A 13808-nucleotide genomic window follows, 5' to 3' on the forward strand; every position below is an offset into this window, starting at 1 on the left:
TCTTTCTTAACCCGTTTTAACGGGTTTTAGCTTTGAGCCTGAAATTGATTTCAAGGCTTTTGGCGTTAAGTTGACACGGATGGGCGCGCCTCGCCCCTACGAGGAATTGGATTTTAAGTCTGATGTACAACTGATTTAGACTTGCTATATATTAGAAATATTTTTAAACGGTGAACGCCTGACTACGATTTTTTATGAAGAAATACGAAATAATTCAACGTTTATTATTAACAGGAATAGGCGGAGTTTTAATGGGGCTCGCTACAGAACCCTGGGGGTTTTGGGGGTTTGCTTGGGTAGCATTAGTTCCTTTATGGGTTAATTTTTTTACCCTTCCTAACCCCGTAGAAACGCGCCAGGGTGCGACTCTAAAATTCCCGTTAATATTAGCGTTTGTTTGGGGAATTTGCTATTACGGAATCGCCTTATTTTGGATTACTGGAATTCACCCGATGACCTGGTTAGGAGTAACTTGGTTAGCCAGTTTAGCTATTGCTTTATTTGCTTGGAGTTTTATTACCCTTTGGGGCACGGCTTTAGTTATTATTTGGGCGGGATTATTTTTAATTTTATCGAGTAAACTTTCTCAACGAGTCTCTACAATTTCCCTCGCTTTCACACGAGTTTTAATCGCAACAGCGTTATGGTGTGGCTTAGAATCTTTGTGGAGTTCAGGCGCTTTATGGTGGTCTTCTTTATCCTATACCCAAAGCTTCGGGAATTTAATAATTTTACAATTAGGTCAAATTTCTGGCCCCACAACAATTACCGCCCTATTATTAATTGTGAATGGGTTAATTGCCGAAAGTGTAATCTTAAATCAGAATAAATCTGGAATTTTAGGAATTAATCATCATCATCAAAAATCCTATTTTTTATCCAGTTTAGCGTTATTTATTCTCCTAATAACTCATGGAATCGGATTAACTTTGTATAATCGCCCTTTGCAAAATAACCCCGAACAGGCGTTAAAAATTGGGATTATTCAAGGAAATATCCCCAATGAAATTAAATTAAATTATTCAGGATATTTAAAAGCTTTAAATGGGTATACGACTGGATATATAACCTTAGCTAATCAAGGCGTAGACCTGGTAGTGACGCCCGAAACAGCCCTACCTTTTTTTTGGACTGATGCTAACCTCCGAGAAAATAGTGCTTTTTATCAAGCAATTTTAAACAAAAAAGTTCCGGCTTTAGTCGGAGGTTTTGCCTCAAAATTAGGAGGATATACAAATAGTTTATTTGCGATAGATGGAGGAGGTGATATTATTAGTGAATATGATAAAGTTAACTTGGTTCCTTTAGGAGAATTTATTCCTTTTAGTGAAATTTTAGGACAATTTATTCGCCGATTATCTCCTTTAGAAGCCACTTTAATTCATGGCAAACCCGGTCAAGAATTTCAAACCCCTTTTGGTCAAGTAACGGTAGGAATTTGTTATGATTCTGCGTTTGCGAACCATTTTCGTCGCCAAACTGCCACAGGGGGAGAATTTATAATTACGGCGTCTAATGATGCTCACTACTCCTCTACAATGTTAACTCAACATCATGCCCTCGATGTGATGCGAGCGATTGAAAATCATCGTTGGACAATTCGAGCAACTAATACAGGATATTCAGCCGTTGTTGACCCCCAGGGGAGAACTCGATGGATTTCAAATCACAATACTTATGAACTCTATGCTGATACAATTTATCGTAATCAGACTCAAACCCTCTATGTACGTTGGGGAGATTGGCTCATGCCTGTATTATTAATTCTAGGAACAACCGTATTTTTTACTAAAATTGATATTTTTCCATCAATTTAATCACACGCTCTTAATAGTTCGATGTCATCCAAACTTCTCTTGAAAAAGTGTTCAGGAGTTTTTCATTCCCTATTCCCTGCTATAACTTTTGATCAACAATTCACAAATAACCATGATCAAGCCTAATTCAATCCTGATTGTGGATGATGAACCGGATGTTTTTGATGTTTTGGAAGGAATTCTGTTCCGAGAAGGATATCAATTACATTATGCCTCTAATAGTTTTGAGGTATTTAATTTTTTAGCATCTAGTTTACCGGATCTGATTTTATTAGATGTGATGATGCCCGATTGTGATGGCATGGATATCTGTCGCCAAATTAAACAAATTCCTGAATTGAATCCGATTCCAATTATTATGATTACGGCACTAAATTGCAAAGAAACGTTAGCACAATGTTTAGATGTAGGAGCAGAAGATTTTATTGGAAAACCAATGAGTGCGCTAGAAGTTAGAGCCAGAGTTCGTTCAATGCTACGACTCAAAAAACAGCATGATCAGTTAGAAACAGCCCGTCAAAAGTTAGAACAATTGTTACAATTACGCGAAGATATGGCTTATGCTGTGATTCACGATCTGAGAAATCCAGTGGTGGCGATTGGATTAGGCTGTGAACTCCTTAGCCTAACAAATCTAACAGAAAAACAAGCCCAAAAAGTGGATCAAATTGCTAGTTCAGGACGACAGTTGAACAACCTGATTAATTCCTTGTTATTAATGGCGAAACTAGAATCAGGGAAAGAACTGCTCAATCCTCAACCTGTTAATCTCTCTGTGATGCTGCAAGCTGTTGTCAATGAATTTGAAGCCCAAACTATAAAAAAGAAAATCCACCTCACCGCTACAATTCCAGAAGCTAAACGGTTAGTAATTGCTGATCCCGATTTAATCAAGCGGGTACTGGAAAATTTACTGAATAATGCCATTAAATTTTCCCCCTCAAATAGTTGGGTTTCAATGGAAGTTGAATATCCAGTAGACACTAACACCGTTAAAGTTCATGTTCGGGATTCAGGAAGGGGAGTTAAAGATGAAATCAAGCAACATATTTTTGAAAAATATGAAATTGGTCAACGCTTTGAAGGGGTTAATCAAACTGGATTAGGATTAGCCTTTTGTAAAATGGTGATTGATGCTCATCAAGGTTGGCTTTCAATTACAGATAATCAACCCAACGGCGCGATTTTTACCCTGGAATTGAAAGCAAAAGATCAGCCCCTTCTTAATTCTTAATTCTTAAATTTATGTCTAGCGATTCTGATACCCTTTTGGTTTTTCCTCTACAAAAAGCCATCACCACTGATCCTCTGATCGTGACGCCAGAAACTCCGGTAATTGAAGCGATCGCCATCCTCAACCAAGCTCAAACTTTCTGTTCCTTAAGCCTGAATTCCTTAGAAGTTAGTCAGGGAAAAACCTGTTTAATTGTTACTGAAAATAACCGACCTATTGGGATATTAACCCATCGGGATATTGTGCGTTTAATTGCTCAACGGATCACCCTAGAAGGTCTGACGGTCGCGGAAGTGATGACTCAACCTGTGATCACCCTTGAACAAACTGAATTTACCAATTTGAGTGCGACTTTAAACTTATTAAACCAGCATAGAATTCGTCATTTACCTCTGGTGGATATAGAGGGGAAATTGGTGGGTTTACTCACCCATCGAGATTTGCGAAATTCCCTAGAACCGACGGATTTATTAAAACTAAGAACCATTGAAGAGGTGATGACTTCAACAGTTGTCCAAGCACCCGCCACAATTTCCTTATTAGAACTGACTGAATTAATGAGTTCTGCTCACGTTAGTTGTGTGGTTTTAGTTGAGGAAAAAATCTGCAATGGAGATGAATTAAAATTTCCTGTGGGTCTGCTGACTGAAGGGGATATTCTCAAGTTTCAAGCATTAGGTTTAAGTTGGAATATCGAAGCTCAAACGGTGATGAGTAATCCTCTGTGTTGTCTCCGACCTAATGATACATTATTATCGGCTCATCTGTTGATGCAGCAACGCCACATTCATCGAATACCAATTGTAGGTGATCAAGGTGAACTGATCGGAATTATTACTCCTACGAGTATTTTACAGGCAATTAACCCGATTGATTTATTACAATTAGTTGATGTATTACAGCAAAAAGTCACTCAATTAGAAGCGGAAAAACTGCAATTACTCCAAAGTCAAAATATCAAACTTGAAGAAAAAATTCAAAAACGGACAGAAGCGTTAAAACTAGCGAATCAACGATTGCAATCTGAGATCCAAGAACGAAGTTTAATTGAAGCCAAAATTGCCTTCCAAGCTTCACTTTTAGATCAAGTCCGAAATGCGATTATTGCCACGGACTTAAACGGAAAAATCATCTATTGGAATCAATACGCAGAAACCTTATATCAGTGGAAAGCGAAAGAAGCCGTCGGAAAAAATGTTATTGATTTTTTTGTTCCCCTGGATTATCAAAATTTAGCAGAAGAAATTGTTGAGGAAGTGATAAAAAAAGGATATTGGGAAGGAGAATTTACCACCTCTCGTAAAGATGGGAGTACCTTACCGATTCATGTTTTTGATACTTTAATTCGAGATCAAGCGGGAAATCCAATGGGTTTAATTGGGATTAGTTTTGATATTACTGAACGTAAACAAGCGGAACAAAAATTACAGCAACAGGTACAACGGGAACGGCTTTTTTACCAAACGGCTCTCCATATTCGTCAATCTCTGAATTTAACAGATATTCTCAATAATGCAGTGGTACATATTCGCAGTATTCTCAATTGTGATCGGGTTGTTGTTTATCAATTTGATCCCCTATTTAATGGCATGATTCGGGCGGAATCTGTTGCTGAAGGTTGGATGTCTAGTTTGGGGATATATTTGGAAGATACTTGTTTTAAAACCGGAGGTGTTGTCCATTATTTGCAGGGGAAAAAAACGGTTATTTATGATCTGGAAACGGCTGATTTAACGGAATGTCATAAACAGCTATTAAATCAATTTGAGGTCAAAGCTAATCTAGTTGTACCCATTATCATTCAACCTCAAGATCGAGAAACTGGGAATTCTCTTTGGGGGTTATTAATTGCACATCAATGTTCTGCTCCTCGAAATTGGCATTCCACAGAATTAGAATTATTAGATGAAATTGCTGTTCAACTTTCATTAGGAATTCAACAATCATTACTTTATCAAACAGCCCAAACCGAACTTCAGGAACGCCAAAAAGTTGAACAAAAATTAAGACTTCTGAATCAAGAATTAGAAACAAGAATTCTGGATCGAACCGCTAAATTAGAACGTCAAGAACGTAAATCTCGTCTATTTGCAGAAATCGCTTTAAAAATTCGTCAATCTTTAGATATCAACCAAATTTTACAAACTACTGTCACCGAAGTTCAAAAGATTTTAGATTGCGATCGCCTATTAATTTATCGCGTTTTTTCTAATGGAACAGGACGAGCGATCGCCGAAAGTGTATTACCCGGATGGCGTTCCATTCTCAATGTTAACTTTCCCGAAGAAGTTTTTCCCCCAGAGTATCAACAACTCTATCGTCATGGAACTGTAAAAGCCATTGCAGATATTGATCAAACCTATCAAGAAGTAACACCTTGTTTAGTCGAATTTCTACAGGAATGGCGCGTTAAAGCAAAATTAGTAGTTCCGATTTTACAAAATGATTATTTTTGGGGATTTATGATTGCTCATCACTGTACTTGTCCTCGACAATGGACAGAATTTGAAATTGAACTGATGCGAGAAATAGCCGATCAAGTGGGTGTGGCTTTAGAACAAGCTCAATTAGTAGAAACCATTCGAGAACGAGAACAATTTATTGAAAGGATTGCGGATAATAGCCCGAATATTTTATATATTTATGATTTAGCGCAAAACCGTACTATTTATAGTAGCCAATCTTTAACCCCAATTCTAGGATATACCACCCTAGAAATATCTGAAATGGGTGATGATTTCTTGACGATTTTTCATCCTGATGATCAAGAAACGGTGCGTCAACATCTTCAACAAACCGCCCAACTTAAGGATCGAGAAACTGATTATATTGAGTATCGAATTCAGCATCGAAATGGAGAATGGTTATGGTTTTCGAGTCATGGGACTGTTTTTAAACGAGATCAACAAGGTAATACTCAACAAATTTTAGGGGTCGCTCAAAATATTACCGATCGCAAACAAGCCGAATTAGACTTATATCAAAGCCATCAAATTTTAGAAGCCATTAGTTATGCTCAAGCTCAATTTATTACCGATGGAGATTCCCATTTACTCTTTGAAAATTTACTATCTTCCGTCTTAAAATTAACTGAAAGTCAGTATGCTTTTATGGGAGAAGTCTTCTCTCGCCAGAATGGGGAAGCTTATCTGGAAGAATATTATATGAAAAAACAAGGAAATCCCTATTTAGAGATTCATCCCATGACTCATAGAGTCTGTCACCTAGAACTCGACCCTGGAAAAGGGGAAAAACAGGCGCAAAATTTTAATATAAAAGGATTGTTTTGCACTGTAATTTTAGCGGGTAAACCTGTGGTTATTAATTCCCATCCTATTAACTCAATATCCACCGAAAATTTACCTCAAGATTATCTGTCTTTTACAGCATTTTTAGGGATACCCTTTTATACTCATAAGGAATTATTGGGAGTGGTTTGTGTCGCCAACCGACCCGGAGGTTATGATCAAAATTTGATTAATTATTTGCAACCTTTCTTAGCCACTTGTAGTAATATTATTGAAGCGGATAGAATTGAACGCTTGCATCAAAAAGTCGAAGATAATTTAAAACGTCAATTAGCGGCGGTAGAGGCTTCAATCGATGGCATTTCTATTTTAAAAAATGAAGAATATATTTATGTCAACAATTCCCACTTAAAACTCTTTGGGTATAGCCATCCTGATGAATTATTGGGTAAAAGTTGGCGAGTTCTCTACACACCGGATGTGGTAGAATGGTTTGAAGAAAATGTATTTCCCCTTTTAACACAACAAAAATTTTGGCGAGGAGAAACGATTGCCTTAAGAAAAGATGGTACAACATTTAATCAAGAAGTTTCCTTAACAGTGACAGAAGATGGGGATTATATTTGTGTTTTTCAAGATATTAGTGAACGACAAGCTGCCCTACGAGAACGCAAAAATGCTGAAAATCAACTGCGTCAAACCAATGAACAATTAGCGATCGCTAACGCTCAACTCGCCCGTGCATCCCGTCTTAAAGATGAATTTCTAGCGAACATGAGTCATGAACTGCGAACACCCCTCAACTCAATTTTAGGAATGTCAGAAGTTTTACAAGAAGGAACCTTTGGAGAATTAACTGACCAACAAAATCAAGCTTTAGCAATGATTCACAGAAATGGAAAACACTTACTCGAACTAATTAATGATATTCTCGATCTCTCCAAAATTGAAGCCGGAAAATTCGACTTAGAACGCTCTCCCGTTTCTGTTAATGAACTCTGTCAAAACAGTTTAAGCTTTGTCAAACAACAAGCCCATCAAAAAAATATTCGACTAAGTTATCAAATTGAAGATGTTACAGAAGCACTGAATGTTGATGAACGTCGAATGCGTCAGGTGTTAATTAATTTACTCAATAATGCGGTAAAATTTACCCCCGAAGGCGGGCGAGTTCGACTCGAAGTTCGAGGAGATCTTCAGGAACAAACGATTAGTTTTTCTGTAATTGATAATGGCATTGGGATTACACCCGAAGATCAATCTCGACTGTTTCAAGCCTTTATTCAAATTGATAGCCGTTTATCTCGACGTTATGAAGGCACTGGTTTAGGATTAGTGTTAGTAAAAAAACTGGTGGAAATGCACGGGGGTACAGTGAAGATTGACAGTCAATTGGGAAAAGGCAGTTGCTTTACGCTCACGCTTCCTTGGACTCCTCTATCTTGGGGAGAATATCCAATATTAACTCCAACAGAACTTTTAGATAAATCTCCTGCTTCTCGAAGTGCTTCTAAGGGCTTAAAACGTCCTTTAATTCTATTAGCTGAAGATAATTCTGATAATATTCATACCTTGCTTAATTATTTACAAGCAAAAGGGTTTGATGTAGAAGTGGCTCGAAATGGGATTGAAGCGGTTCAAAAAGCTCGTGATTTGCATCCGCAGGTGATTTTAATGGATATTTCTATGCCCGAAATGGACGGTTTAGAAGCCACACGCCAAATTCGGGCTGATCCACAACTGGCGACCCTTCCCATCATTGCATTAACAGCTTTAGCCATGCAGGGTGATCGAGAACAATGTTTAGCGGCTGGCGTTAATGAATATCTTCCTAAACCCGTCCAACTTCGACAATTAATTCAGTTAATTCAAAGTCTAATCTTAGAAAAAAAAGCCAAGGAATTAGTCAATGAACAGAAATAAAATTCACGCGGAAAAAATGCAAAAGCAAATCTATTTATTTTTAATCGGGATCTTGATCTGTATGAGTTTAGGAATATTAGTCAGTTGTTTTCAACAACCGACAACACCCCTTCTCGTCGGTAGTAACAATTGGCCCGGTTTCGCGCCTTTATATTTAGCCGAGCAGTTAGGTTATTATAAAAACAGTTCTATTAAAATTGTAGATTATCCTTCCACAACTGAAATTAATCGTGCTATTCGCAGTGGGGATTTACAAGTCGGAGGAATCAGTCTTGATGAAACATTACTATTAGCCGAAACTTTTCCAGAAATTCGGCTAATTCTGCTGATTGATTTATCTAATGGTGCTGATGTTATCCTGGGAAAACCGCAGTTAAAAACTCTATCCGATATTCAAGGAAAAAAAGTCGGGGTAGAAAATACAGCATTAGGGGCTTATATGCTGAGTCGGGGACTTGATCAAGCGGGACTTTCGGTGCAAGATATTATCATTGTTTCTTTAGGGTACTCTGAACATGAATCAGCGTTTAAAGAGGGTGAAATTGATGCCGTTGTTACCTTTGAACCTACTCGTTCTAAATTAATCGAAACTGGGGCTAACGTTTTATTTGACAGTAGTAAAATTCCGGGTGAAATTATTGATGTATTGGTGGTGCGTCAAGATATCTTAAAGACTCAGCCTAAAGATTTAGAACAATTAGTTCGCGGTTGGTTTATGGCCTTAGATTATCTCAAAAATCAACCGGAAAGTGCGGCTCAAATTATGGCAAAACGGGGAGGAATCAAGCCAACGGAATTTTTATCTTCTCTGAAACTGCTAAAATTCTTTACTCCCACAGAGAATCAAAAACTCCTCTCTCAAACTGATCCGAGGCTAGTTTATTCTTCTCAAGAATTAGCAAAATTGATGAAAGAAAAGAAACTACTCAACTCGAATATTAGATTTTCATCTTTGTTGGATGATCGTTTTGTGAATCAACTTTCTAAATCCCAGCAATGAAACGTTTAGCTTTTACTTTACCCCTACGATTTGCTATTCCCAGTTTATTACTGTTGATGAGTAGTGGACTGGGTTTATATGGGTTCATAACAGAAGTTAAGAAAACCTATGAATATCAGGAACTCGCAATTTTTCAACAGGCGGATTTTTATAGTGAAAAAACCGTTGACCTGTTGGAATTTATTTTCCGACGGTTCACAAGTTATAATAGCCGTTTAGACACTGCTAAGTTAGTAATTGGTGAAACGGGAGAACAACCGAATTTAGAATTATCTGCTTTCCTAGATGAAGATTCTACCATTATCCTATCAACCCAATATAATTTACAAAAGCAACCCATACTTGATACGGATTTTGCCTATCTTTACCCTAAAATTCAACAGGTTAAAAAGACTCAAACTCAACAGATAGTTTGGTCTGCAAATCGGAAATCTTTAACGGTAACTACTCCTGTAATTCTCCCCCCTAAACCCAATGAATTACGTTCTCAAGTGGGGATATTTCTATCGATTTATGACCTAACTCAATTGAAAAAACAAGCCTATCAAGAGGCTTTAGATCGATCGCTACAAATGAATATAGTAGTGTTAGGTGTTTGTCTATTGGTGTGGTTATTTTTTGAATTGAGTTTAACGAAACGAGTCTCTCGCTTAGTATTGGTTAGTCAAAATTTAGCACAGGGAAATTTAAGCGATCGCAGTCGTTTACCCGGTTCCGATGAACTCGCCCAAATTTCTATAGCCTTTGATCAAATGGCGGATCAAATTGAATTAGACACCTATAGTTTACAACAATCTCAAATCGAATTGCAACAAAAAGCCACAGAATTAGAAAAAGCTCTGACTCAATTAAAACAGACTCAAGCTCAATTAGTTCAAAGTGAAAAAATGTCTAGTTTAGGACAATTAGTAGCGGGAATTGCCCATGAAATTAATAATCCAGTCAGTTTTATTTTTGGCAATATCACTTATGCTAAAGAATATACAGATAGCTTACTCAATTTAATTTCACTCTATCAAACCTGTTATCCTCAAGCCGTGCCCGAAATTCAAGCCGAAATTGATGATTTAGATTTAGAGTTTCTAGAATCTGATCTCCAGAAAATCTTTAATTCTATGCGGGTCGGAAGTCAAAGAATAGCTGATATTGTACAATCCTTACGTTCATTTTCTCGGTTAGATGAAGCCGATCTCAAAACCGTTAATTTGCATGAAAATATTGACAATACCCTGATGATTTTAAAACATCGCTTCAAAGCCCAATCTTCTCGACCGGAAATTAAAATTAGCAAAAATTATGGGAATATTCCCTTAATTAAATGTTATGCAGGTCAACTGAATCAAGTGTTTATGAATATTTTAATCAATGCTATTGATGCGTTGGAAATGAATCAAAAGACTGGGTATTTCAAAGCCTCAAACCAAACGCCTCCTCAAATTTCTATTCATACAGAAACCCTCACCGACTCCCAACAAAAAACCTGGGTACAAATTCAGATTTCTGATAACGGTTTAGGAATGTCTGAAACCGTGAGAACCCGAATTTTTGAACCCTTTTTTACCACTAAACCCGTCGGTCAAGGTACCGGAATGGGTTTAGCGATTAGTTATCAAATTGTGGTAGAAAAACATCAAGGTCAACTCCTCTGTACCTCTCAAAACGGAGAAGGGAGTACCTTTGTAATTACCTTACCTTTATCCCTCGAACCCCCTACAGCGTAGAACATTGAGGCGGTAACACACCTGTAGGCTGTGGTGTTCCTTGGGGGGGATTGGTAACTAATTCTATCGCCCCATCAGCCCGGACAACCCACCCCTGAGCTTCCCGAATTTGGGGGTTAGCCATACTGCGTAGAGGTGCGCCAGCCCCCCGTAGAGACGCGCCAGCCCCCCGTAGAGACGTTGCATGCAACGTCTCTACAGAGTCAACCAAATTAATCCAATTCATGACAGTAGGTTCAGAGGTTAACGCATCATTAGGACTTGGAGGTAAACCCCCCCGTCCGGTAATCACAAATTGATTCCCCTGATCTCCCGAACATCGCGCCGCAATTAAGGTGGTGGGGTCAACTAAATTGGTTGGTAACTCCACTAACCCCGCACTGGGGTCAACTTCTGGACTACTAATTTCCACCGCCCCGCTAAACTCGGCTCCTAAATCACTGGTGGCGGTAATATCACTTTGAGAAGTTTCAAACTCTCGAAACTGAGTCCCAAACACCCCTTGAGCATTAATAATCACCTGTCCTCCTTTCCCCGCCTCCGCATTCGCCGTAATATCACTATTTTCTAAAGCGACTAAATTGGAAGTCCCCAGGGTAATATTCCCCCCGTCAGCGTTTCCCGCATTGGTGGTAATTTGACTCCCCCGCCTCAGTTCTACGCTTTGCGCTGTGACGCGAATGTTTCCCCCCGTACCCGCAACCGTAGCGGCACTGAGGGTACCTTCATGATCCAATAAAACCTGATTCGCTTGAATTTCTAAGTTACCCGCCGCCCCGTCATTGGTTCCTCGCACCCCAATTTCTGCCCCCTGAAGCACCGTTAAGCGTCCGGTATTAATCCGTAAATCCCCCGCATTTCCCGCCCCACTGGTGTTAGATTCAATAGCACTCGGAACAATACCATCGCCAACTGTCCCAAAGGAAACGGATTCAACGGATTGATCAACATTGGTGGCAAACCCAATCACATCAATAGATTCCGAGGCGTTTAACGTTAAATTACCCGCCGACCCTTCGCCTCCGGTCGCCGCCGAAATTTGAGCACCATCCTGTACAACTAACCGTTGGGTATTTACAGTTAAATCCCCCGCCGGGGCGGTGCCTTTTTCTCCCTCGACGGTTAATAGGGAAGAAGACGTTAATAACCCACTTAAAAAACGTCCATCCTCCGACACCCCCCGCAATTCTACGAGATCGGCATTCACGGTTAAATTACCTCCTTTCCCAGCCCCCGCCGCCGATGCAGACACTTGCGCCCCCTCTGCAACGGTAAGTTGACGGGCGTTAACGGTGAGATCTCCAGCACTTCCGGTTCCCAAGGTGGCGGTAAACAATCCCGTCGGGACGACAACACCGACACTCACACCCCGGATTTCTACGATATCAGCATTGAGGTTGAGATCTCCTCCTTTCCCAGCCCCAGAAAGTCCAGGACTGGTAATAATATGGGAATCTTTTAATAGCCGCAATTGGGGAGTAAAAATATTAATATCTCCGGCATTTCCTGTACCAACGGTTCCAGTAATTATAATTGAACCTTGGGCAATATCAGCGAACCGAGATGCCAACACAGTAACATTTCCGCCTGAGCCACTCCCCAAAGTAGATGTTAAAATTCCTGCCCCATTCATGATTTGCAATTGGGCGGTATCGAGGGTAACAGTTCCGGCGGTACCTGTGCCCAAACTCAGGCTAAAAATACCATCAGCAAGACTTTGGGGATTGAACTCTTCTGATACTAATTGTTCCAAAAAAACTAGGGGTTGAGTTCCGACTAAATCAATCGAATTTTTAGCATTAATACTAATATTACCAGCATTCCCTGTGGCAATTGTTGATGAGGAGATAAAAGCCCGATTGTCTAATTGAAATTGTTCGGCTTCGATCTGAATTCCTCCCCCATTTAAGCTATCTAAGGTATTAGAAACAATTCGGGAACCATCGGTTAAGGAAACCTCTCCTCCTTGCAGGGTAATTAATCCTCCTCCGGCTCCACTCGCATCAATTTGACTTTGACGAAACAGTCGAATTGAACCTAACTGAAAATCTGGGGAAGTAAAGCCATAAGCTGAAGGTTGCAACGACCAAGTACCATTCCGTAGGGCTGCTAATTCTATTTTACCTCCAAAAGCGGTAAGATTTCCTTGATTTAAAATTACATCTGAGCCGATTAAACTAATATTTTGACCGGGTTGAACTTGTAATCCTGTATTGGCACTATTTCCATCTATTCCGATGCCTAAACCTTGGGATTGATTAGTAATTGAACCGGGTTGATTTCCGAGTTGTAACCCGATGGGAACATTAACGGTTAATAAAGGTGGAGCTTGGGGGTTTGTGGTGCTAAATTCGCTGCCATTATCAAAAATAATACTGTTAGCGGTACTGGCTGTAAAGGAACCCCCAATATTGAGTTGCGCGTTAGGGCCGAATAATATACCATTGGGATTAATTAGAAATAAATTGGCGGTTCCATTGGCTTGAATTAAGCCTTGGATGTTAGAAATATTAGAGCCCGTAACCCGACTAATAATATTTTGAATAGTAACAGAATTATTGAAAAAGGCGGCACTGCCTTCGGGAATTGAAAACTCTTGGAAACTATGAAATAAATTGATTCCCGTTTCGGTTCCTCCTTCAATCTTGATGATATTGCCATCGGGGGTAACAAGGGTATTTTGAGGTAAAGTTTGATCGGGTATAATTTGGGCGATCGCTTTTGATGAATTTCCACTATTAATTAAGGGAAATATCACCAAAATCAACGTTATTTTTAACAAAAATTGATGATTTTTAATCTGGTATTGAAAAGCTGAAAATTTCATGTTTATACCTTTAATTAAGGGTTCGATTTTTGACTGTA

6 protein-coding genes are annotated in these 13808 nt (G+C 39.2%); 5 read left to right on the plus strand and 1 reads right to left on the minus strand.

The window, feature by feature from the left end; translation table 11 throughout:
• The first annotated feature begins 194 nt into the window (after positions 1-194).
• The 5 genes from lnt (at position 195) to PL8927_RS09180 (ending at position 10943) form a co-directional block, all read left to right on the plus strand.
• Positions 195-1817 (plus strand): apolipoprotein N-acyltransferase, encoded by a 1623-nt coding sequence (gene lnt, locus PL8927_RS09160; protein ID WP_083620095.1) that lies wholly within the window; start codon positions 195-197, stop codon positions 1815-1817.
• 112 nt (positions 1818-1929) lie between these two features.
• Positions 1930-3051: a hybrid sensor histidine kinase/response regulator gene (locus PL8927_RS09165; protein WP_083620098.1), complete on the plus strand. Its 1122-nt coding sequence runs from the start codon at positions 1930-1932 to the stop codon at positions 3049-3051.
• Positions 3052-3062: 11 nt separating this feature from the next.
• Positions 3063-8222 (plus strand): PAS domain S-box protein, encoded by a 5160-nt coding sequence (locus PL8927_RS09170; protein ID WP_083620101.1) that lies wholly within the window; start codon positions 3063-3065, stop codon positions 8220-8222.
• A complete protein-coding gene (locus PL8927_RS09175; RefSeq protein ID WP_083620104.1) occupies positions 8209-9222 on the plus strand; it encodes an ABC transporter substrate-binding protein in 1014 nt (337 codons plus the stop codon). The genes PL8927_RS09170 and PL8927_RS09175 overlap by 14 nt, the downstream gene beginning before the upstream one ends.
• The gene (locus PL8927_RS09180) at positions 9219-10943 is read left to right on the plus strand and encodes a sensor histidine kinase (RefSeq protein WP_083620109.1); all 1725 of its coding nucleotides are present in this window, start codon (positions 9219-9221) and stop codon (positions 10941-10943) included. The genes PL8927_RS09175 and PL8927_RS09180 overlap by 4 nt, the downstream gene beginning before the upstream one ends.
• Here the strand turns inward: PL8927_RS09180 and PL8927_RS09185 are convergent.
• Positions 10933-13770, minus strand: coding sequence for a two-partner secretion domain-containing protein (locus tag PL8927_RS09185; protein ID WP_083620113.1), 2838 nt, complete (start codon positions 13768-13770; stop codon positions 10933-10935). The genes PL8927_RS09180 and PL8927_RS09185 overlap by 11 nt on opposite strands.
• Between the last annotated feature and the right edge of the window lie 38 nt (positions 13771-13808).

This window comes from Planktothrix serta PCC 8927 (genome assembly GCF_900010725.2).
Taxonomy (GTDB): Bacteria; Cyanobacteriota; Cyanobacteriia; order Cyanobacteriales; family Microcoleaceae; genus Planktothrix; species Planktothrix serta.

Coding starts and splice junctions, on each gene's coding strand:
- PL8927_RS09170 (WP_083620101.1), top strand. CDS start 3,063: ATGTCTAGCGATTCTGATACCCTTTTGGTTTTTCCTCTACAAAAAGCC.
- PL8927_RS09175 (WP_083620104.1), top strand. CDS start 8,209: ATGAACAGAAATAAAATTCACGCGGAAAAAATGCAAAAGCAAATCTAT.
- PL8927_RS09165 (WP_083620098.1), top strand. CDS start 1,930: ATGATCAAGCCTAATTCAATCCTGATTGTGGATGATGAACCGGATGTT.
- lnt (WP_083620095.1), top strand. CDS start 195: ATGAAGAAATACGAAATAATTCAACGTTTATTATTAACAGGAATAGGC.
- PL8927_RS09180 (WP_083620109.1), top strand. CDS start 9,219: ATGAAACGTTTAGCTTTTACTTTACCCCTACGATTTGCTATTCCCAGT.
- PL8927_RS09185 (WP_083620113.1), bottom strand. CDS start 13,770: ATGAAATTTTCAGCTTTTCAATACCAGATTAAAAATCATCAATTTTTG.